Source organism: Rhizobium sp. SYY.PMSO (assembly GCF_046840415.1).
In the GTDB taxonomy this organism is placed as follows: Bacteria; Pseudomonadota; Alphaproteobacteria; order Rhizobiales; family Rhizobiaceae; genus Rhizobium.
On record NZ_CP177350.1, the window covers coordinates 1827980 to 1849808 of the forward strand.

At 61.9% G+C, this 21829-nt stretch carries 22 protein-coding genes and 1 pseudogene; 15 read left to right on the top strand and 8 right to left on the bottom strand.

The window, feature by feature from the left end:
• Positions 1-61 precede the first annotated feature (61 nt).
• From ACJJVH_RS26660 to ACJJVH_RS26695, 8 genes are all read left to right on the top strand, one after another.
• Positions 62-466 carry a hypothetical protein gene (locus ACJJVH_RS26660; RefSeq protein ID WP_112799000.1) on the top strand — a complete coding sequence of 135 codons (405 nt, stop codon included), beginning with the start codon at positions 62-64 and terminating at the stop codon, positions 464-466.
• 229 nt (positions 467-695) lie between these two features.
• Complete coding sequence (locus ACJJVH_RS26665) at positions 696-2072, top strand: PepSY-associated TM helix domain-containing protein (protein ID WP_113404535.1); 1377 nt, start codon at positions 696-698, stop codon at positions 2070-2072.
• A gap of 46 nt (positions 2073-2118) precedes the next feature.
• Complete coding sequence (locus tag ACJJVH_RS26670; RefSeq protein ID WP_113384192.1) at positions 2119-2637, top strand: copper chaperone PCu(A)C; 519 nt, start codon at positions 2119-2121, stop codon at positions 2635-2637.
• A 71-nt stretch (positions 2638-2708) separates the two neighbouring features.
• Positions 2709-3302, top strand: a complete 594-nt coding sequence (locus ACJJVH_RS26675; protein ID WP_412065600.1) for an SCO family protein — start codon at positions 2709-2711, stop codon at positions 3300-3302.
• Between the two features lie 112 nt (positions 3303-3414).
• Positions 3415-3783 (top strand): copper homeostasis periplasmic binding protein CopC, encoded by a 369-nt coding sequence (copC, locus tag ACJJVH_RS26680; RefSeq protein WP_412065601.1) that lies wholly within the window; start codon positions 3415-3417, stop codon positions 3781-3783.
• Positions 3784-4673: 890 nt separating this feature from the next.
• A complete protein-coding gene (gene nspC / locus ACJJVH_RS26685) occupies positions 4674-5771 on the top strand; it encodes a carboxynorspermidine decarboxylase (protein WP_412065602.1) in 1098 nt (365 codons plus the stop codon).
• 36 nt (positions 5772-5807) lie between these two features.
• On the top strand, positions 5808-7046 hold the full coding sequence (locus tag ACJJVH_RS26690) for a saccharopine dehydrogenase family protein (RefSeq protein ID WP_412065603.1): 1239 nt from the start codon (positions 5808-5810) through the stop codon (positions 7044-7046).
• 179 nt (positions 7047-7225) lie between these two features.
• Positions 7226-7540: a hypothetical protein gene (locus ACJJVH_RS26695; RefSeq protein WP_412065604.1), complete on the top strand. Its 315-nt coding sequence runs from the start codon at positions 7226-7228 to the stop codon at positions 7538-7540.
• A gap of 146 nt (positions 7541-7686) precedes the next feature.
• On the opposite strand, the gene ACJJVH_RS26700 is transcribed toward ACJJVH_RS26695, so the two are convergent.
• From ACJJVH_RS26700 to ACJJVH_RS26710, 3 genes are all read right to left on the bottom strand, one after another.
• Positions 7687-8280, bottom strand: a complete 594-nt coding sequence (locus ACJJVH_RS26700) for a nucleotidyltransferase domain-containing protein (RefSeq protein ID WP_412065605.1) — start codon at positions 8278-8280, stop codon at positions 7687-7689.
• A gap of 135 nt (positions 8281-8415) precedes the next feature.
• On the bottom strand, positions 8416-9048 hold the full coding sequence (locus ACJJVH_RS26705; RefSeq protein WP_112798987.1) for a PQQ-binding-like beta-propeller repeat protein: 633 nt from the start codon (positions 9046-9048) through the stop codon (positions 8416-8418).
• Positions 9049-9094: 46 nt separating this feature from the next.
• Positions 9095-10315, bottom strand: a complete 1221-nt coding sequence (locus tag ACJJVH_RS26710) for a helix-turn-helix domain-containing protein (protein WP_412065606.1) — start codon at positions 10313-10315, stop codon at positions 9095-9097.
• A 119-nt stretch (positions 10316-10434) separates the two neighbouring features.
• Here ACJJVH_RS26710 and ACJJVH_RS26715 point away from each other — a divergent pair, with 119 nt between their 5' ends.
• The gene (locus tag ACJJVH_RS26715) at positions 10435-11232 is read left to right on the top strand and encodes a DUF899 domain-containing protein (protein ID WP_412065607.1); all 798 of its coding nucleotides are present in this window, start codon (positions 10435-10437) and stop codon (positions 11230-11232) included.
• Positions 11232-11516: a hypothetical protein gene (locus ACJJVH_RS26720; RefSeq protein ID WP_112798981.1), complete on the top strand. Its 285-nt coding sequence runs from the start codon at positions 11232-11234 to the stop codon at positions 11514-11516. The genes ACJJVH_RS26715 and ACJJVH_RS26720 overlap by 1 nt, the downstream gene beginning before the upstream one ends.
• Positions 11517-11523: 7 nt before the next feature.
• Here ACJJVH_RS26720 and ACJJVH_RS26725 read toward each other — a convergent pair whose 3' ends face one another.
• A complete protein-coding gene (locus ACJJVH_RS26725; protein WP_112798979.1) occupies positions 11524-12336 on the bottom strand; it encodes a helix-turn-helix domain-containing protein in 813 nt (270 codons plus the stop codon).
• 186 nt (positions 12337-12522) lie between these two features.
• Between ACJJVH_RS26725 and ACJJVH_RS26730 the strand changes: the two genes are divergently transcribed.
• From ACJJVH_RS26730 to ACJJVH_RS26750, 5 genes and pseudogenes are all read left to right on the top strand, one after another.
• A complete protein-coding gene (locus ACJJVH_RS26730) occupies positions 12523-13614 on the top strand; it encodes an ABC transporter ATP-binding protein (RefSeq protein WP_112798977.1) in 1092 nt (363 codons plus the stop codon).
• 20 nt (positions 13615-13634) lie between these two features.
• A complete protein-coding gene (locus tag ACJJVH_RS26735) occupies positions 13635-14798 on the top strand; it encodes a spermidine/putrescine ABC transporter substrate-binding protein (protein ID WP_412065608.1) in 1164 nt (387 codons plus the stop codon).
• A gap of 84 nt (positions 14799-14882) precedes the next feature.
• On the top strand, positions 14883-15749 hold the full coding sequence (locus ACJJVH_RS26740) for an ABC transporter permease (RefSeq protein ID WP_112798973.1): 867 nt from the start codon (positions 14883-14885) through the stop codon (positions 15747-15749).
• Positions 15749-16560 (top strand): annotated as a pseudogene (locus ACJJVH_RS26745) (ABC transporter permease). Before ACJJVH_RS26740 ends, ACJJVH_RS26745 begins: the two are co-directional and overlap by 1 nt.
• A gap of 13 nt (positions 16561-16573) precedes the next feature.
• On the top strand, positions 16574-17335 hold the full coding sequence (locus ACJJVH_RS26750; protein ID WP_112798970.1) for an SDR family oxidoreductase: 762 nt from the start codon (positions 16574-16576) through the stop codon (positions 17333-17335).
• A gap of 142 nt (positions 17336-17477) precedes the next feature.
• On the opposite strand, the gene ACJJVH_RS26755 is transcribed toward ACJJVH_RS26750, so the two are convergent.
• The 4 genes from ACJJVH_RS26755 to ACJJVH_RS26770 form a co-directional block, all read right to left on the bottom strand.
• Positions 17478-18152, bottom strand: coding sequence for a GntR family transcriptional regulator (locus ACJJVH_RS26755; RefSeq protein ID WP_113357222.1), 675 nt, complete (start codon positions 18150-18152; stop codon positions 17478-17480).
• 159 nt (positions 18153-18311) lie between these two features.
• The gene (locus tag ACJJVH_RS26760) at positions 18312-20000 is read right to left on the bottom strand and encodes an aconitase X (RefSeq protein ID WP_412065609.1); all 1689 of its coding nucleotides are present in this window, start codon (positions 19998-20000) and stop codon (positions 18312-18314) included.
• Between the two features lie 75 nt (positions 20001-20075).
• The gene (locus ACJJVH_RS26765) at positions 20076-21317 is read right to left on the bottom strand and encodes an NAD(P)/FAD-dependent oxidoreductase (RefSeq protein ID WP_412065610.1); all 1242 of its coding nucleotides are present in this window, start codon (positions 21315-21317) and stop codon (positions 20076-20078) included.
• Positions 21317-21637, bottom strand: coding sequence for a hypothetical protein (locus ACJJVH_RS26770; protein ID WP_412065611.1), 321 nt, complete (start codon positions 21635-21637; stop codon positions 21317-21319). Before ACJJVH_RS26770 ends, ACJJVH_RS26765 begins: the two co-directional genes overlap by 1 nt.
• Positions 21638-21829: the final 192 nt, after the last annotated feature.

The following is a 21829-nucleotide window of genomic DNA, read 5'->3' on the forward strand; positions in this document are numbered from 1 at the left end:
TGGTATGGGCCTGTCCTATGACTGCAGACCTTATCCGCGAGATGCGGTGGTGGGGACGGGAATGCGGAAGAGAATTTCGCGTACATGGCAGTGGAGCGCGCGCATGGTTTGCGCCGTGGCGCTGTTGCTTGTCGGCTTCGCCCATCAGCCGGCCGTCGCGACGGCCGATGAAATATCGCCGATAGAGCTTGCTCAATACCGGCTTCCGGACGGGTCGTTGCCGATCCTCTGCATCACCTACAAGGATGCCGACGGCAAGGTGCATGGGAAGGTCTATGCGCCCGGCTGCGAGGCATGCCGGATCGCGTCTGCCGCGATGCTGCCCACGCCTCCCACCGAGATTTGCGAACGTCTCGCCTTTCCGCGCGAAGAGACCGTCGTCGCAAGATCGGAGGCATTCCACCGGCAGCTTTATCCGCCGAACACAGGCCCGAGAGCGCCACCCCTCCTCGACATCGTTGGCTGAACCGGCGTTGCGGCTTTCGTCGCGACGCCTGCCGTCAACGGCTGCCGTCATGCGCGACCCACGGGTCGTAGAAATCTGAGGATGGGTCTTTCCAGCTGAACCGTGCCGAACGATGCCGACCGATTGGTCCGGCGGATGTGAAGCAGGTCCGCTCCAAACGACGGCCGAATGCCGCCTCCTCCTCGGATCGACCGCTTGGCCGCCGCCCGCCGATCTTCGGAGGATTTCCATGTCTGCCTTTACCGCTGCCGAGCCTGCAGCCGCAGCAACCCACAATATCTCGCTCTATCGCGCGATCTGGCGCTGGCATTTTTTCGCCGGCCTTCTCGTCATTCCCTTCATGCTCAATCTGGCCGTCACCGGATCGCTGTATCTCTTCAAGGATCAGATTGCCGATACCTTCTATTCGCATCGCTTTCTCGTCGCCAAGGGAGGAGCGATGCTGCAGCCGCAGCAGATTGCCGATGCGGCGCTTGCAGCCTTTCCGGGCGCACGCGCCACCTCCTATCGCGAGGCATCGGCTGCGGACCGCTCGGCCTGGGTAACACTGTCCCGGGGTGGCCAATCGACCATCGTCTACGTCAACCCTTATGACGGCAGCATCCTGGGCTCCGTCGGCTCGAAGCAGGAGTTCGGCTGGGTCGTCAAGCGCATCCACAGCCTCGACTATTTCGGAGAATGGAGCAACCGCATCATCGAGATCGTGGCAGGCTTCGCCCTCGTCCTCGTCGTCACCGGCATGTATCTGTGGTGGCCGCGACAGCAGAGCGGCGGCGTGCTGACGGTTCGCGGCAACCCGTCGCGGCGCGTCTTCTGGCGAGATCTGCATGCCGTCACGGGCGCGCTTGCCGGCATCCTCATCTTCTTCCTGGCCTTCAGCGGCATGCCTTGGTCCGGCTACTGGGGCGCCAATGTCAATGCCTGGCTGACGGCCCACAATCTGGGAACGCCGGCCGCAGTCTGGGACGACGTTCCGAAATCGGCGAAGACCACGCAGGATGTCGTCAGCCGCCCCGGCTGGGTGGTCGAGAACGCTCCCGTTCCGCTGTCAGACACCGCCGCCGCCGCGCAATCGGCAAAGCCGATCGGCCTGAACGAGGCCGTCGACATCATGCATGGACTCGGCATGGTTGCCGGTTCCGACCTGGCGATCCCGGCGGATGAAACCGGCGTCTATACCGCAAGCCACTATTTCGGCGATCTCGACAAGGAACGCACCGTTCACATCGATCAATATTCCGGCAAGCCGCTGGTCGATATCGCCTACGATCAATATCCTGCGCTCGGCCGGGCGATCGAGTGGGGCATCAACATCCACCAGGGACAGGAATGGGGCCTTTTTAACCAACTCCTGATGCTGGCCGCTTGCCTGGCGATCGTCCTTTGCTGCGTAACGGCTGTCGCCATGTGGTGGAAACGCCGGCCGGCCGGCCGTCTCGGCGTGCCGCCGATGCCGCCGCAGAAGTCCGTCTATGTCGGCCTGTGGCTCATCGCCATCGTCTTCGGCGTCACCTTTCCGCTGACGGGGGCGGCCATCGTCGCGATGCTGCTCCTCGACCAGCTCGTGTTCCGCTTCGTGCCGCCGCTCCGGCGCTTCTTTACCTGACGAGGCGCAACCCATCGCTCTCTTTTCCGGATCAAGGATACCGATCATGTTGAAACGCACTCTTCTTGCCGCCTTCGGGCTGGCGTCCCTGCTTTCTTCCTTCGCCTTCGCCGACGACATAAAGCTCGGCAATCTCACAATCTCCGCTCCCTACGTTCGCGCCATGGTGCCCGGAGCGCCTGTCGGCGGCGGCTACGTGACCATCACCAATGCCGGGGACACCGACGACCGGCTGGTCGCTGCCAGCTCGCCGCGCGCCGCAAAGGTCCAGATTCACGAGATGAAGATGGACAATGATGTCATGATCATGCGCGAGCTTCCCAAAGGTCTGCCCATTCCCGCCGGCAAGACCGTCGAGCTGAAGCCCGGCGGCTATCATGTGATGTTCATGCAAGTCGCCGAGCCCTTCCTTCAGGGCCAGACGGTCAAGACGACGCTCAAATTCGAAAAGGCCGGCTCGGTTGAGGTTGATTTCCCGGTCAGGTCCATGGCGGCGGACACGCCCGGCGGAGGCATGCCCGGCATGAAGGGCGTCAACGAAAAGCACTCATCGAACGATCCCTGAGCCGATGTTCCAACAGAATGGAAGCAGGATGGCGGCAATGGCCGCCGCCGCATTCAACAAGGAGACATTCCATGTCCAAAAAGCACCGCTTCACCGGAATGGCCATCGCCCTGGTGGTCCTCGCCGCCGGGACTATCGGCTATGCGACGTTTGTGATGATGCCGAACGTGCAGGCGGCGGCCATAATCGGCGCATCCTTCGACCTGACGGACGATCACGGGCAGCCCATCACCGAAAAAGCGCTTTCAGGCCACCCCTCGCTTATCTATTTCGGCTACACGCATTGCCCCGACGTCTGCCCGACCACGCTCTACGATATGGCAGGATGGTTCAAGACGCTCGGACCGCAAGCCGACAGGCTGAAGGCCTATTTCTTCTCCGTCGATCCGGAGCGCGACACGCCCGAGATCATGCACAGCTATACCGGCAACTTCACGGATCGGATCATAGGCATCACAGGCGATCCCAAAGAGATGCAGAAGGCCATCAAGGGCTGGCGCATCTATGCCAAGAAAGTTCCCAGCCCCGATGGCGGATACACGATGGATCACACCGCATCGGTGCTGCTCGTCGATGCCGGCGGCAATTTGCGAGGTACGATCGCCTATCAGGAAAATAGCGACGTCGCGCTGCAGAAGATCCGAAACCTGCTGCAACGGCAATAATCCGTGACCTTCGATGTCAACGGAAAATGGAAACTCCGTCCGGCACAGCCGCCAACGGATATCAGCGATCCGCAGGCTTCCTGCAGATCATCAACAGAAGAGGAAACCAGACATGCCCCAGATCCAGAAAATGCTCTTCGCAGCTGCCGCGCTCAGCATAGCCTTTGCCGGCCAGGCCATGGCACATGCCCATCTGAAGTCCGCCGTTCCGGCGGCCGACAGCACGGTGAAGGCAGCGCCGTCGGAACTCGACCTGACGTTCTCCGAGGGCCTCAATCTGAAATTCAGCGGCATCAAGATTACCGGCCCCGGCAAGATGGCCGTCAAGACCGGCGAAGCCTCGCTGATGGACAAGGACGCGACGCTGATGGTGCCCGTCACCGATGAGCTGGCGCCCGGCAAATACACCGTCGAATGGCACGCGCTCTCCACGGACGGCCACAAGACCAACGGAATCTACAGCTTTACCGTTGCACCCTGATCGGTCCCGAAGCCGCCCTCAGCCATGCGGGCGGCTTTACGCCGTCGCGGCGTAAGCCCCGGCAAGCAGAATGCGGAGATTGCCAAGACAATCGCTGGCGCGCTTCGATGGCGATCGAGGCTCTTCGTCCCATGCGCTCCATGCCCTTTCCGCCCGCTCGCGAGGGCCGGTCGGGAGATGACGGGGCACACCGACCACGCCACACTTCCGCCAAGGCCGCGCCGGCACAAGAGACGGATCGGCAAGCGACAAGCTGGAAAGAAAATCGATATGTTGCGGGACTAAGGTCCTGGCCGCCGTAAGCGGCTACCTATTCATATCCTCGACCACCCAGCGGAAGAATAAAATTACGACGGCTGCAAATAGTAATAATTGCATTACCTTGGGTAGATCAAGCATATCATAGCTCTCTAATTTAATCGCTGCCTCATGCAGACGAGCCACAATATTCCTATAGATATTAATTATCTTCTACTTATGCCCAACACAATGACGATTAATACATTGTTTATCATAATCTATACATAAATCATGGGCTATATTCTAAATATTCCCGCAAATAATACGTTTTTCTACATGAGGTTAAGTAATTAAGCGCACACTCGCCACCGCCGCGCCTGCTGCCTTGCAGACGGTTTACCTCTCATCGCACCCTTTTGCAGATTGATTACGCAGCACACACCGGCGGATGGGCGGCGACCCACCATCCCTGTACGGGCGGCCACCTGCGCCAGCCAGCCGATCTTCCCCATCCGACCTGAAGCGCATTGCACGCAAAACTCTCCCCAGGAAACCCGCCACCCGGCATCAACCTCTTGCCCCGAGCCTTGATCATTAGGCTCAACTGCGGCAATACCCCCTCGACCGCAATTGAAGGAAGACCGCCAGAAATGCTCCAGACACCGTATTACCTGATCGACAAGGCAAAACTCCTGCAGAACATGGAGAAGATTGCCTATGTCCGGGAGCGGTCCGGCGCAAAGGCGCTGCTGGCGCTGAAATGCTTCGCCACCTGGGCCGTTTTCGATCTGATGCGCGATCATATGGACGGCACGACCTCGTCGTCGCTCAACGAGGTGCGCCTCGGCCATCAGCGCTTCGGCAAGGAGACCCATGCCTATTCGGTCGCCTACGCCGATTACGAGATCGACGAGGTGATCACCCATGCCGACAAGATCATCTTCAACTCCATCAGCCAGCTGGAGCGTTTTGCCGGCAAGGCTTCCGGAGTTGTCCGCGGCCTACGCCTCAATCCGCAAATCAGCTCATCGAGCTTCGATCTCGCCGACCCCGCCCGCCCCTTCTCGCGGCTTGGCGAATGGGATGTCGCAAAGATCGAACGGATCATGGACAAGATCAACGGCTTCATGATCCATAATAACTGCGAGAATTCCGATTTCGGCCTGTTCGACCGCATGCTTGGTGAAATCGAGCAGAAATTCGGCACGCTGCTGAAAAAAGCCGAATGGGTGAGCCTCGGGGGCGGCATTCACTTCACCGGCCAGGATTATCCGGTCGATGCCTTTGCGGACCGCCTGAAAGCCTTTTCGCAGCGCTACGGCGTACAGGTCTATCTGGAACCCGGCGAGGCCTCGATCACCAAATCGACGACGCTGGAGACCACGGTGCTCGACACGCTCTACAACGGCAAGCATCTCGCCGTCGTCGACAGCTCGATCGAGGCTCACATGCTCGACCTGCTGATCTATCGAGAAAATGCCAAGGTCCAGCCGAATAGCGGGCCGCATCGCTACATGGTCTGCGGGAAATCGTGTCTCGCCGGCGATATCTTCGGCGAGTTCGATTTTCAGCACCAGCTGAAGGTCGGCGACCGCATCTCCTTTCAGGATACGGCGGGCTATACCATGGTCAAGAAGAACTGGTTCAACGGCGTGAAGATGCCGGCGATCGCCGTCAAAGAGCTTGACGGCACCATCCGAACGGTTCGCGAATTCACCTACGCGGACTATGAGCAGAGCCTCTCCTGAGGCTTATCGAAGGGATAGAAGGAGATATCCGATATCATGAAGAAGAATATCCTCATCATCGGCGGCGGAGGCGTCGCCCAGGTGGTGGCGCACAAATGCGCCCAGAACAACGATGTCCTGGGAGACATCCACATCGCCTCGCGCACCAAGGCGAAATGCGACGCGATCATTGAAAGCGTTCGTGACAAAAAGGCGATGAAGCAGCCGGGCGTCCTTGAAGCCCATGCGCTGAACGCGCTCGACATCGAGGTCACCAAGGAACTCATTCGCAAGACCGGCTGCGAAATCGTCATCAACGTCGGCACCGCCTTCCTCAACATGTCCGTGCTGCGTGCCTGCATGGACACCGGTGCCGCCTATATCGATACCGCCATTCACGAAGAGCCCGGCAAGATCTGCGAAACGCCGCCGTGGTACGGAAACTACGAGTGGAAACGCGCCGCGGAATGCGCCGACAAGGGCGTCACCGCCATTCTCGGCGCCGGCTTCGACCCGGGCGTGGTCAATGCCTATTCCCGGCTTGCCAAGGACGACTATCTCGACACGGTGACGGATGTCGACATCGTCGACATCAACGCCGGCAGCCACGGCAAGTATTTCGCCACGAATTTCGACCCGGAAATCAACTTCCGCGAATTCACCGGCGTCGTCTATTCCTGGCAGAACAAGCAGTGGCAGGTGAACAAGATGTTCGAGATCGGCCAGGAATACGATCTGCCTGTCGTCGGCAAGCGCAAGGCCTATCTTTGCGGCCATGACGAGGTTCACTCGCTGGCGAAGAACATGGACGGCGCCGATGTGCGCTTCTGGATGGGCTTTTCCGATCACTACATCAACGTCTTCACCGTGCTGAAGAACATCGGGCTTCTGTCCGAACAGCCGATCAAGACGGCGGAGGGTCTCGATGTCGTGCCGCTGAAGGTGGTCAAGGCGTGCCTGCCGGACCCGGCGTCGCTTGCGCCGCAATACGAGGGCAAGACCTGCATCGGCGATTTCGTGAAGGGCCTGAAGGACGGCAAGGAACGCACCGTCTTCATCTACAATGTCGCCGACCATAAGGAAGCCTACGACGAAGTGGGCAGCCAGGGCATTTCCTACACCGCCGGCGTGCCGCCGGTTGCCGCGGCCATGCTGGTTGCCAGCGGCGAGTGGGACGTGAAGAAGATGGCGAATGTCGAGGAGCTGCCGCCAAAGCCATTCCTCAACATCCTCAACCGGATCGGCCTGCCGACCTATATCCGCGACGAAGAGGGCGAACGGCCGCTCCATTTCTGAGCTACGATTGCCGTGTCAAGCAAGATCGGACCAGGCCCCGGCCAAGGGGCCTGGTTTTGAATGAGGCATCGCCGCTGGAATTGCGTGAAAACAAAAGGATGGAGCGTTTTCGCGATTCGAAGAAAAGCGGAAAGGCGCTAGTGCACTAGGGCACGGCTTTTCCTGCGTCCGTTCAACAGATGAATGAACGTGATGCCCTGCTCCAGCAGAAGCTCGGCGGCCTTCAGGTCGTTTGGGCGGAGATCGGACGAACAGCCGCGAAGATTGCACGCAAGGAAAAGGGAATTGGTAACGGCAGCCGCATCGCCGTCCTCCTCAGCCTCCTCGGCTGCGGCTTGCAGTACATCCGCCACTGCCGCCATAAGGTCGGCACGCTCCTGCAGGTTCATCTCGTCAAGACTTTTCGTGATGCCATTCATGGCGTCTCCTTTGCGCGCACAAATATTCACGACATCCGTCGGGACCGGCGCAGCTCGCAACTTGGAAATGATTGAAATGCGGTTGGTAAGCCGAATATGGCAATGAAGGCCGGAACCGGCAAGGCATGGCTTCCATGCCGGAGACGCATGGCACCTCCGCCGGTGTGCCATGAGGATAGCAATGCCGGATCCGCCGGACGCGTCGCCTGCGCCAGTGGAGTCTAAAACCGGGCTCTCCAGCCGTGATCCGGGTGCAGCCTTTCCAGCCATCGACGTAAGTCGTCTCTTTCCGAAGCCGCAAGTCTGGGCAGGGCGAGATCGAAATCCCTGTCGTCCTTTTCCCGGCAATGCTTGGCCTTGAAAAGAAGGACTGCGGCAGGGGCAAGATAGGGAAGGCCATCGGCGGTTTTGCGAATGATATCGCGGCGGGAGACCTTGAGTGCCGGATCGCGCTTATAGGCCCAGCTTGCGGGAGTGCCACGCTCCGGCATCAGATCCACGCGCCAGCAGCCTTGCTTCGGATCGGCTCCCCAAAGCTGCGCAACGTGCGCGGCCGGCGGCTGCGACGAAGGAAGATGCTCGATACGGCCGTCCACGACCGAAAAGAATACCAGTTCGCTCAGCAACGCGCGCACGCGGCCGACGTCGCCCGCCAGAACGGCAAATTCCAGATCGTCATGATCTCTGGTCTGGCGGCCATGCCACAAGTCCAGGGCCCATCCACCGACGACATACCAGTGAATGTCCGTCCCGAGTCGTTTCATAAGATCGGAGGGATGCCAGGCATTCCAGGCTTTTTCAGGAAAAGGCTTCATGTGCTCGATCGCATATCGTGTAAAGCGCCTTCTCCATAAAGGATCGGCAGGCTCCATGGAACGGCCGGCCTGCACCGACCACTTGCCTGGAGGAGCGCCGAAGGCCGGCGTGCTTCCACATGCCGGGGTAAATTCTCAGCGCGGGCGGCGGATTGCCCGCACCTTGCCGCTACTGCCGCCACCAGCGAAAAAGCGGTCCTTGCCGTCGGATTCGAGGCCGGAGACGCCGGTGCCCTCGGGCATTTCGAGCCGCTCCAGCACCTCGCCCGTCATCGGATCGATGCGGCGGACATCGCTTTCATCTCCGTCCCAGGTGCCGTGCCACAGCTCGCCGTCAACCCAGGTGACGCCGGTGACGATGCGGTTGGATTCGATGGTGCGCCGGATAGCGCCTGTCTCCGGGTCGATCTCGTAGATCTTGCGCCCGCGATGCTGCCCCACCCATAGGCTGCCGTCACTCCAGGCGAGGCCCGAATCCCCGCCATTGCCGGGGGCGGGAATGGTGGAGAGTATCTTTCCCGTCTCGGGATCGACCTTGTGAATCCGATCCTCGGCGATCTGATAGAGGTTGCGCCCGTCGAAAGCGGTGCCCGCATGTGAAGCGACGTCGATCGTGCGCACCTGCGCCCCGCTTTCGGGATTCAGGGCATGCAGCTTTGCGCCGGATGCAAACCAGACGTATTGCCCGTCGAAGGTAACGCCGTGCACGCTGGGCGCGTCGGCGAAGGGGCCGTATTCGCGAATGATTTCCGCTGGGGACTTTTTCATGCTCCATCCTCCGATCAGAAGCGGTTGAATTTCGATGATCCGGAGCTTAGTCGCTCGGCAGCGGGCCGGGGAGTAACAATGTTGTCGGGAAGCCGACGACCGGCGGCATCATCCAGCGGCGGGCCCGGCCATTCCCGACACTTTGCACCATTCCGGCGGTCGCAAGCATGTCGAGTACGCGCTGTACCGTGCGCGGACTCGTCGCGAGCGCAATCGAGAGCGCCGAACTCGACCAGGATTCTCCATCCGAGAGCAGGGCGAGCAGCGGAGCATTCTCGACCTCGACGGGCGGCGCCAGCACCACGACATCCCGGCCCAGGCGCGGCTTCAGTGCAAAGCCGCACGCCGTCGCGTCGATTCCGGCAAGCGGCTCCAATGCGGCGCGAAGCCTTCCCACCTCGACCCGGAGCCGCGCCCTATGGGATTCGTCGGCATGGCGTGCGCGGAAGGCGCGGCAAAGCAGCAGCGCACGCGGCACGTCGGCAGGAGCCGCCTCGGCAAGCGCGCGTGCCAGAGCGAAGAGCACCGGCCGGCGCGCAAGCGATATGATTTCGCCGCCGCCGCGCACGACATTGCGACAGGCATCCACGACCAATGCCCCGGAAGACAGCAGCGCCTCGACCTCGTCGAGCGACAGCAGCCTTTCGCTTCCCCGCGCCACAAGACGCGCGGCCGGCACATCGAGAACGCGCGCCGCATCGCCCACCTCGACTGCAAGAGCGGGAATTCCGGCCTTGCCGGCCGCTTCGGCGGCGCGTCTCAGGGCGGCGCGGGCACGCTCGATGCGCAGGCGGCGGATGGCGATGCCGGCAACCGCCAGCTCATGGCTTGCCCTTGCGGCCGCCGGCAGGGGCGAAGGATCGAGTTTCGCCAGTAGCCGCTCCGCCTCGTCCAGATGGCCGACGAGCAGCAGGCGGCGTATCTGCAGATTGCGGGCATGGGCGGCATTGATATTGTCGCCATGTCTTTCGAGAACCGCGCGCGCCGTTTCCAGCGCCTTTTCCGGCCAGCCGAGATCACGCGAGACCAGGGCGATCTCGGCTTGGGCCACGATGCAACGGGCGCGGGCAACAGCTTCTCGCGGGCCAAAAGCGCGCGTCGCACTTTTCAGCAGGGTCTTGGCGCGGACGAGGTCTCCGAGCTGTGCCATGGCGATGCCGCGGAGCGCCAACGCCGGCGCATCATCGCGCAGCGCCACGCGTTTCAGCGCACCCAGCACGTCGCCGCCGGCAAGCGCCTGAGCGGCTGCGACGATCATCGAGTCCATCGAAATCCCGTCATACTTGTAACTCCCACCCGTCCGGCCTCCAGCCGTAAGTTATCGCACATCGGCAGGCAAGACGCAGCGCCGACAAGGACAGACCTGACGATAAGAGGAGATGAACCATGACAATGCACAGAACAGGAACGCGCAGCGAATGGCTTTCGGCACGACTTTCCCTGCTGGAACACGAGAAGGAACTGACGCGACGCGCCGACGGGATTGCCGCGCGCCGCCGGGATCTGCCTTGGGTGAAAGTGGAGAAGGACTACCGGCTGGACACGGACAAGGGCATGGTCCCGCTCTCGGCGCTCTTCAAGGGACGTTCGCAGCTCCTCGTCTATCACTTCATGTTCGGGCCGGACTACACGGCCGGCTGCCCATCATGCTCGTCGATCGCGGACGGCTTCAACGGCGTCGCGGTCCACCTTGAAAATCACGATGTCGCCTTCTCCGCAGTCTCGCGGGCACCCTTGATGAAACTGAAGGAATTCAAGCAGCGCATGGGCTGGACGTTCGACTGGGCCTCTTCGGCCAACAGCGATTTCAACCACGACTTCAATGTCTGGTTCACGCCGGAGGAGCAGCGCGACGGCAGCATCGAGTACAATTACCGCCGCGAGCCGCCGATGCCCGAGGCGGTGGCCGGCAAGACGGTGCAGCAATGGGAGCTGCGCGGCAGCGAAGGCCCCATTGCGCAAATCGCATCGATGACCGGAACGGATGTCGCGACCTATACGCGCGACAGGCCCGGCGTCAGCGCCTTCGCGATGCAGGACGGAGAAATCTATCACACCTATTCGTCCTATGCCCGCGGGCTCGACGGCCTCTGGGGCATGTACCAGTGGCTCGACCGGGCGCCGCTCGGCCGCAACGAGACCGGCGTGTGGTGGCGGCACCATGATCGCTACGGAGCAAACTGATGTCCGGCGCCTTCGAAAGGGGCGAAAGGGCCGGCGAGCGCACCGCCGTCCCTGCCCTGCCCGTCATTGCCGGCCGCTGGCTGTCGCTGGCCGCCGCGCCGAGCTTCGCTCTCATGGCGGCGGTGACGGCCGGCGGATCGGCTGGTGATATGATTTGCTCCGCGCAGGACAGTTCAATGCTCGGCGGGATGGTGCCGATGTATCTGCTCATGAGCCTCTTTCACGGCGGCCCATGGTTGAGACTATTTGCAGGAGAACGGGCCGATAGCCGGATGTCCGGCTAGGTCTGCGCTATGCGAAGTTCTTGAGATAGAGCGAAAGCAGCTGCGTCTGCGAGGAAATACCGAGCTTGCGATAGACGTTGCGCCGGTGGACCTTGACCGTACCGGTTGAGATATTGAGCTTCAGCCCGATCGATTCCGAAGAATGCCCCTGCAGGACAAGCTCTACGATGGAGGTCTCACGGCTCGTCAGATTGAGATCCCGCCAGACGGTTTCCGCTGGCGGGACATTCTCGCCCTCACCCTTCCTGCGTCGGCTCTTGCCGCCAGCTGCCAGTTGCGCATCGAAGCGCGATGCGAGGCCGGACCAATAATGCCGGACCATGTTTGCGACGAGCGGCTCGACCTTCTTGAGCGTCATGAATTCGGCTGGCGGGAAAACGCCGCTCTTCTCGCGCCGCATCAGCGACAGCACGATGGTGATCTCGTCGTTGGCATTGACGAAGAAGCCGATCTCCTCGGCAAGCCCGGTCTGGACATAATAGGTTCGGTAATACTCGCTGGAGAAGAAGCGATCCGGTGCCAGCTCCCGCATCCTGAGTACGCCTTCGCGGCGGCCGCGCGCGGTGTGATAGAAGGGGTCGAGCAGATAGGGACCGGCTTGGTAGAGCGTCACGAAAACCACATGCTCATCGCGGTCGAAGGTGCTGTAGAGATCGATCGGCCGCTCCTTGCCGCGATAGGCGAAGACGACCACGTAGTCGAACCGCACCAACGCCGCCATCATCTGGCGGAACGTCTCTCCGAACTCGGCATCCGCCATCGCCGATTTGCCGATCGTGGCGTTGAAGGCGGCAAACAGTCCTTCAAGGTCGGTGCTCATATGACGGATCCCCTCTGCCGCCCCCGCGCCAGCAAGCGCAGCCTTATATACACCTTCCACGAAGCGTTCTGCACGAAAATACCTCTTTCGGGGTATATACCTCGAAAGAAGCTCGGGCTTACTCTTTCCTTAACGACGGTGGCAATAAGGCAGGGAAAGACTGCCGACCAACCGCAGGGAACAGACGTGGCATCCGCTTCAACGAACGATATCGAATTCCGTTCGGTCACGAAGGCCTATGGCGCCGTGACCGCCGTGACGGACATCAATCTCAATGTGCCCAAGGGGGCATTCCTGGCGCTTCTCGGGCCTTCCGGCTGCGGCAAGACGACATGCCTGCGCATGATCGGCGGTTTCGAGCAGCCGAGCGAAGGCACCGTGCTGATCGACGGACGCGAGATGAACGGCGTTCCGGCCTATCGTCGCCCGGTCAACATGGTGTTCCAGCATTACGCGCTGTTTCCGCATTTCAACGTCGAGCAGAACGTCGCCTATGGGCTGAAGCAGACGCGGCCGAAGATCAGGGCCGCCGAAATCGACCGTCGCGTCGCCGAAGCCCTGGAGATGGTTCGCCTCGGCGGCTTTGCCAAGCGGCGCATCCATGAAATGTCGGGCGGGCAGCAGCAGCGCGTCGCGCTGGCGCGCGCCATCGTCAATCGCCCCTCCGTACTGCTGCTCGACGAGCCGCTCGCCGCGCTCGACAAGAAGCTGCGCTCGGCCATGCAGATCGAGCTGCAGACGCTGCAGCGCGAGCTCGGCATCACCTTCGTTCTCGTCACCCACGACCAGGAGGAGGCGCTGTCGATGGCCGATATCGTCTGCGTCATGAGTGCGGGCCGCATCCGCCAGCTCGGCACGCCGCAGGACGTCTATGACCATCCCGCGGATCTCTTCGTCGCCGATTTCGTCGGCAAGACGAACCGCATAGAAGCGACGATGGAAGCAGACGGCGAGACGCTTCGACTGGCCGACGGCTCGGCGATTTCGGCCGGCAAGCGCGTTCCGCCGGGGTCGGCGATCGCAGCGCTGCGGCCGGAGGCAATCCATCTGAGCCGCGACATGGCCTCAGCCGGCATGTCCTTCAAGGGCACGGTGACGCACCGCATTTTCCTGGGTTCATCCGCCGAATACGCAGTCACCGTCCCCGGGCTCGGCGATTTCCTGATTACATCGGATCGCCGCAACATGAACGAAAGCGATCTCGTGGGGCCGGGCGAACAGGTCTTCCTCGGCTTCGATCCCACAGCCTTACATGTCTTTCCAGCATCGAATGCATAAACCAAAAAGGGAACAGCATCATGAGCAAGGATTATAAGGACAATCTTCCCATCTCCGCCGAAGGCTTCATGGATGAGTTCATGCGCCTGAAGCGCGGCTCCGTCAGCCGTCGTCACTTCCTGGGCATTACCGGCCTCGGCCTTGCGACCGCGGTGCTGTCGCGCGTCCCGGGCGCGCTGTCGACCCCGGCCTATGCCGCGGGCGAACTCGGCACGCAGATGTCGATCGCCACTTGGCCGAACTATCACGACCCGGCGACCTTCGAGAACTTCAAGGCGGCGACGGGCGTCGCGGTCGAGGTCAATGTTTTCGGTTCGAACGAGGAAATGCTCGCAAAGCTGCAGGCAGGCGCCTCCGGCTGGTCGCTGTTCGTGCCGACCAACTACACGATCTCGACCTACCACAAGCTCGGCCTGATCGAGGAGCTCGATCTGTCGAAGATCCCGAATTTCAGCCAGGCGAGCGAGAGCCCGCGCTTCACCAAGGAAGGGCAGGTCGAGGGCAAGACCTACGCCGTGCCGAAAAACTGGGGCACGACGGGCTTCTCCGTCAACACCAAGAAGATCAAGACGAAGCTTTCGAGCTGGAAGGACTTCTTCGAAATCGCCCAGACGGAGGCCGATGGCCGCGCCATGGTGCACGACTATCAGTTGACCACCATCGGCAGCGCGCTCGTCTCTCTCGGCTACGACTTCAATTCGATCAAGCCGGAAGAGCTTGCCAAGGCCGAGGAGCTGCTGATCAAGGTCAAGCCGCATCTCTTCGCCATCAATTCCGATTACCAGCCGTCGATGCGTTCGACCGATGCATGGCTGACCATGTGCTGGACCAATGACGGCGCGCAGCTCAACCGTGATATGCCCGAGCTTGAATATATACTCGGCAAGGACGGCGGCGAAGTCTGGACCGACTACTATGCGATCCCGAAGGACGCACCGAACAAAGCGGCCGGTTACGCGCTGCTCAACTATCTCATGGACCCCAAGAACGCGGTGAAAGAGCACATCGCCAACGGCGCGCCAACCACCGACAGCCGCGTCATCGCGCTGCTGCCGAAGGAGATCACGTCGAACAAGATCGTCTATCCGGATGAAGCCTCGCTGACGCCGCTGGAATTCGGCGCCGCCGTAACGCTCACCGATCCGAGCCGCGCCGAACTGATGGCGCGCTTCAAGTCGGCCTGATCGCCCTCGCCCAACTCCGATCCCTTCCGCTACGACGGGAGGGATCGGCTTCGCGCTTAGAACCGGCGGATAAAGAACCTTTCGATGCCCCTTAACCCTGCCACCAAACGGCGTCTCGTCACCGCTGCCCTTGTCGGTCCGGCAAGTATCTGGCTGTTCGTCTTCCTGGTGCTGCCCTTCATCGCCATCATCGTCTTTGCCTTCGGCGAACGCGCGCCGGAAGGCGGCTATCAGGCCGCCTTCACCTTCGCGCAATTCGCCAATCTCGGCTCGCGCGCGGCCGCCTTCGTCAATACGCTGATCCTCGCGCCGATCGGCGCGGCCGCCTGCCTGCTCGTCGCCTATCCGGTCGCCTATTATCTCGCCGTCAAGGCAAGCCCGCAGCGCCGCCTGCTGCTCGTTTCGCTCGTCGTCGTTCCCTTCTGGACCAGCCTCCTCGTTCGCACCTACGCCTGGATGTACCTGCTCGGCGCGCGCGGCATTCCGCATCTGCTCGAGTTCCTGGGAATAGAAAACGTTAGGCTCATCAACACGCCCGGCGCGGTGCTGCTCGGCATCGTCTACGGCTATCTGCCGCTGATGATCATGCCGATCTACGTCAGCCTCGAAAAGCTCGACCGGCGCTTGCTGGAGGCCTCCGCCGACCTCGGCGCCAAGCCCGTCTCGACCTTCTTCGGCATTACGCTGCCGCTGTCGTTGCCCGGTGTGATGACCGGCGTGGCGCTGGTGACGATCCTGCTGCTCGGCGAATATCTCATCCCGCAGCTGCTCGGCGGCGGCAAGGTGTTCTTCATCGGCAACGCGCTTGTCGATCTCTTCCTGCAGTCGCGCAACTGGCCGTTCGGATCGGCAATCGCGGTTACGCTCGTTGCCGTCGTCGTCATCGTATTGCTGGTCGCCATGCGCATCGCCTGGCGCGTTGCCGGCACCCGCCAGGTGGATCTCGTCTGATGCGCGCGCTCGTCACCTTCGTCTATCTGTTCCTCTATACGCCGATCGCGCTCGTCGTCCTGTTCTCCTTCAATGCGGGCCGAAATGCGAGCGAGTTCACCGGCTTCTCGACGCAATGGTAGGTCGGGCGCTGTCGAATACCTTTCTGATGGAAGCGCTGCAAAACAGCCTCATCATCGCCTTTACCAGTGCGGCGCTGGCCGCGATCTTCGGCACGATGGCGGCAATCGGTCTCGAACGGCTCGGTCCCCGGGCCCGCGCCGTTTTCGACGGGCTCTTCGCCGCCGCCATCGTCGTCCCCGGCGTCGTCATCGGCATCGCGACGCTGGTGGCGCTGGTCGAGGTCTTCGGCATCGTCAATCCGCTGATCGCTGCCGTCTGGCCGGGCGACCAGCCGCCGAAATTCTCACTCGGCTACGGCTCGATCATCGCGGCGCACGGCCTCTTCACCATGGCGCTGGTGACGATGATCGTGAAGGCGCGTATCGCCAGCCTCGGACGCGATATCGTCGAAGCCTCCAGCGATCTCTACGCCACGCCGCTGACCACCTTCCGGCAGATCGTGCTGCCGCAGATCATGCCGTCGATCCTTGCCGGCTTCCTACTGGCCTTCACCTTTTCCTTCGACGACTTCATCATCGCCTTCTTCGTCGCGGGATCGAACACGACATTGCCGATCTACGTTTTCGCCTCCATCCGCCGCGGCGTGACGCCGGAAATCAATGCGATCGCGACGATGGTGCTGATCGCCTCGCTCGCCCTCATTCTCATCGCGCGTTTCCTGATGCGCGAAAAGACAACGACAAACTGACCAGGGAAAAATCATGATACTCAAGGATCGGGTCGCAATCGTCACCGGAGCGGGCTCCGGCATCGGCCGCGCCGGCGCGCTCATCATGGCGCGCGAAGGCGCGCATGTGATCGCAGCCGACATCGACCGGGAGAATGCCGAAGAGACCGTGAGCCAGATCGCCAAGGCCGGCAACAGCGCGGAAAGCCTGAGCCTCGACGTAACGGACGATCAGGCGCTCGAAGCCGGTATTGCCGCGATTGCCGCACGGCACGGCCGCATCGATATCCTTCACAATCATGCCGGCGCCCAGGTCGCCGGCAATCTGGAAGAGGTCGCGATCGCCGGTTTCGACAAGTCGTGGAACCTGAACGTGCGCGCGCATTTCATGGCGTCGCGCCTCGTCATGCCGATCATGAAACAGGCGGGCAAGGGCGTCATTCTCAACACCTCGTCTTCTTCGGGCGTACTCTACGATCGCGAGATGATCGCCTACACCACGTCCAAGCATGCCGTCATCGCCATGACACGGCAGATGGCAGGCGACTATGCCCGGTTCGGCATCCGGGTCAACGCGCTCTGCCCCGGCTGGGTCGACACGCCATTCAATGCGCCGTTCATCGCGCAAATGGGCGGCCGCGGCGCCATCGAAGACTATATCGCCGAAAAGGTGCCGCTCGGACGGTGGGCCGACGTTTCGGAGATCGCCGAACCTATCCTCTTCCTCGTTTCCGACCGATCCTCCTATATGACAGGACAGATCCTCGTCGTCGACGGTGGCGAAACGATCGTCTGAGGCAATTCCGGCGACAGTGCAAAGCGGTTTTCGCATCCGTGCTCGCGTGAAAGCGAGCGGTGGAGCTTTTCCATGCCTCCGCTCAAAACGCAAATACCTTATCCGCCGGCACGGCAAAAGGCGAAATGCTACCTGCCGAACGTCAGCTTCGACGGTTTGGCAGATGATGCAACAGCGACTGACACGCCCGCATGATGTGATCGGTCAGAAAGGCGCAGGCCTTTTCCGCATCGCCCTTCCTGCAGAGCGCTAGCAGTTCGCGATGCTCGCGATCCGCCGTTTCCTTGCCGTGAGACAGGGTGAGCTGTACCCGCAAATAGCGCTCCAGCCGATCGTTGACGGAGCGGATCGTGCTGACGAGATAGGGTCTACGGGCGTCTTCATAGAGGCAGCTGTGAAACCGCCAGTTCAGCTCCGACCAGCGCGCCACATCGGCCTCCTGCGCAAATGCATCGCAATAAGCCTGGGCCTTTTCGAACGTCTCTTCCGTCATGAAAGGAATGGAGAGCCTGAGCGCATTCGATTCCAAGATGGCGCGCACTTCGAAGATCTGCACGATCTCCGGTTCGGATACGCTGGTGACGACCGCCCCCTTGTTGCGGTGGAACTCGACCAGCCCCTCGGCCTCCAGGCGCTTCAGCGCCTCGCGCACAGGAATCTTGCTGACGTTGAAGAGGCGGGCGACGTCGTCCTGGCGAATAGGTTCGCCCTCGTCGAGGGAGCCGTCCGCGATGGAATCCCGGATGAATTTCAGGATCACATCGGATGTGCTCGGCACCTTTCCCAGATTGGGCATTTCATCGGCGTTCAGAGGCATACGGTCGTTGTCCCAGGAAATGGCGTAGGCCTCAATATCGTGATCTCCTTCACAGGCGCAAGGTGGCGCTTTTCGGGGAGCGACTGTCCCCGAACGGTCGCGCCCGATCGCCCATGACGAGATGCTGCGAAATCCAACGGCTACCGATGCCGATGCCGCTTATAGCCAGTTCGGCAAAGCCGTCGGAACACGGCCTGAGACAGCCGCCTCGACACAATCGGCAAGGCTGCCGAAACGCACGGCACGACCGCTGAGACCCGGCCCGTAATGCGCATATTTGCCTGAATTCGTCATGACCGCCCGTGTTCCCGGCGGAAAGACCGGTTCGGAGATCGAACACCAGCAGAGATCCGGCAGAACCTGTATGCCGCTGTCGCGCAGCCGCGCGAGCGCGCCGTCCGCTTCGGCTGCGGCGATGACGTCGCGTCCTGCCGTAACGATGACAATCACCTCAGGCCGGCGACGCCGGCCCGCAAATGCATCGGCGAGCGCATGGCACTCGGCAAGCGAGGCATGCGGACTGCCGATGGCGACAAGCTCGACCTCTTCCGGGCCTTCGTTGAGCATACTCCAGGCCGCCGCCATGTCTGCGCGCGTGATGGCGCGACCGTCGGCATCGGGATGCTCAGCGCCGCATGCCTCGGGCGTCACCCCTTCGACATGCAGCATGGGTGCAGCGGAGGTCGTGCCGAAGGCGGCGCAGAGTGCCTTCAGATCGTCGCGTGACGGATTTCCGGCCGCAAGACCGCGCAATAGCGGAATGCGATCCGGAGAAGCCTTGCCGGCGAGATAGCCGATGAGCGGCCAGAAGGCGTCGTTGCGGCGGTCGGGCAGTTCCACATCGAGGATGCGCGCGGCCCTTCGATTTTCATCCAGATAGACGCCCGAAAGCGGCGCACGCCCTGTCAGCGCGATACAGAGATCGAGGAAATCGGGATGCTTGGCCGTACGCGCGCCGAGCACGCTATTGGCAAAGATGACAGCGTTGGATTCGGCCCAGCCTATGGCTTCGCCGATGCCCGGCGCACTGTCGAGCAGATAAGGCGAACAGGTGAAGGTCGGGCGACAGCCCATGCGCACATAGGCGTCCGCCAGACGCGCGGCCGGATCGCCGAAAGCTTCCGGCACGCCCTGCGACCGCCAGTTGGCGCGATCGACGGAAATGGCGTTCATGGTGGTCGGCACGCGCACCCGCGCGCCAAGCTCCGCCATCCTCTCGGCAAAGATCAGATTGGCGGGGCTCGCATAGATGCAGCCGTCGATATGGCCCTGCGTGACGTCGACCAGAGAGACGGCGCCCTGTTGCGCCGCCATGGCAGTCAGTATCCGCATGGCCTGGGCAACCGCGACGCCTTCGCCGCCTTCCAGCATGGACCGGTCCGCGTCCGTCAGCGAAAGCGCGGAGGCGGCAGGCGGAAGAAGCGGGATCGCCTGATTGTCCGCCACGATGGCGTTCGTCTCGATCCGAACGGACTTTGCCTGCGACAGGCTGGAAAAGATATCCGGCCGGAGACGCACAACCGGCAGTGGCCGGCCGAACATTTCGGCGGCGACGAGCGCGCCCAGCGTTAGGACGTCCTCGGCCTCGCAGAAGATCAGCGCTGCCGGCGCGCGGCCCGTCAACGCGAGATCGAGCAGCACGCCGGACCCGCTGCAGGAGCCCCGGCTCGACGGCATCATCAGCACCGCGCCGGTGATGCATTCGCCGCACAGAGGATGATGGATATCGATGACCCGACCGGTCGCGGGGTCAACCCCGCCCCAGAAGCTGAGCGCTTCCCGCGTTGCGACGACACGGCCCTCGGCCATGCCGTCCATGATGCTTAGAGCCGGTGCCGTGTCGTTCATTTCAGCATAAATCCATATGCGAGGGGATCATGATCGCCGATTGAAAGAAAATGGCCATGGCCATGCCGGTTTTCCTCAGAAGCGTTGCGGCGAGAACGGCGCGATATCGATCGCCGGCTCCTGCCCCGTCAGCAGGTCGGCGACGAGACGCGCCGTGCCTGCCGACTGGGTCAAGCCGAGATGGCCATGACCGAAGGCATAGATCACATCCGGCGTGGCCCTGGCGCGGCCGATGGCAGGCAGGCTGTCCGGCAGCGATGGCCGGAAGCCCATCCATTGCACCCCGCCCTCCGGTCTGAGACCGGTCAGGAAGGCGCGCGCCTTCTGCAGCATGGCTTCGGACCGCCGAAAATTCGCCGGCAGCGCCAGTCCCCCCAGTTCCACCGCACCACCGACACGGATACCGGTCGAGAGCTTGCTGACGACGAAGCCATGGCCACCGAAGGTTATCTGCGTGCGCAGATCGAAGGCATCGGCCGGAAGCGTCGTATTGTAGCCGCGTTCGGTTTCGAGCGGGATGCGCTCACCGAGCGTTCTGGCAACCCGATGCGAGAAGGCGCCGGCAGCCAGCACCGCCTTGCCGGCTTGACGCACCTTTCCATTCGTCGCCATCGCTTCGACACCGCCGGAGATCGCGCGAAGCGCCGAAATCTCCGCCGTTTCGATGACACCGCCCCGGCTGCGAAAATGCTGCGCCAGCGCGAGGGTGTAAAGCTTCGGATCGGCAATGGAATACCAGCCCGGCGTAAAGGTGCCGAGAATGAAACGCGCTGCAAGCCCGGGCTGCAGCGCTGCCATCTCCTCGGCTTTCACATGCCGGAATTCGATGCCGTGATTGCGGCGCACCTCCCAGCCGGGCAGCGAGGCACGGAATTCCGCGTCGCTTTCGTAGACCTGAAGGTTGCCGTCCTTGCGCAGCATGGAGAGGGTGTCGGTCTGCGCAAGGAAAGGCTCCAGCTCCGCTTTCGAAAGATCCATCAACCGTGTCTGGGCCGCCGTGGATTGGGCGACGCGCGACGGCTGGCAGGCGCGCCAGAACCGGAACATCCACGGTGCGATCTGCAGCGCATAGGCGGGCGGCACCGAAAGCGGCCCGAGCGGATCAAGCAGCCACTTCGGCGCCTTCTTCAGAATGCCGGGGGAGGCAAGCGGCAGGATATCCGTGAAGGCGAAGGCGCCGGCATTGCCGGCGGAAGCGCCGGCAGCCGGTTCCTCGCGCTCCACGACCACGACGGTCAGGCCGCGCGCCTGGGCTGCAATCGCGGCGGAAAGGCCGATTACGCCGGCCCCGATAACGATAACGTCAGATCTGGTCATCAATGTACGCTCGATAGAAATGTTTGCGGCGCGAAGATCCGTTCCGGCCTGCCGATCCCAGCCAGAACGCCGTGACGAAGAAAGGCGGCCGGATGCGAGACAGCCCGGGCAAACGCCATTTCAAGCGCAGCGCAGCTCACGGTCATTCTCTTCTCCGGCAGCACCCCGAACGCAGCACGCCACTCGCCATCCGGCATGGAGCCGCGTACGGACTTCGCTTCGTCAAACAACATGTATCCCGGCGACATGGCAAGCGCCATGCGCTTTTGCCGGCCGCCCGACACGGGCGTCGGATAGACCGAGAACGACCTTTTCGTCATCAGAATCCATTTTTCCCAGTTTGGCCGGCCCTTTACCGCTGCGGCCACTAAACGCTTTCACGATGCGAAAATCAAACCATAAATACATGAAGTATACAAAAAGAATTCAATATGACAATCAGGCGAGGCCTGATGTGTGCCGTCCACGCCGGCCATGGAGCGAAAGCCAATGCCCCGCTCCATGACCGTAAC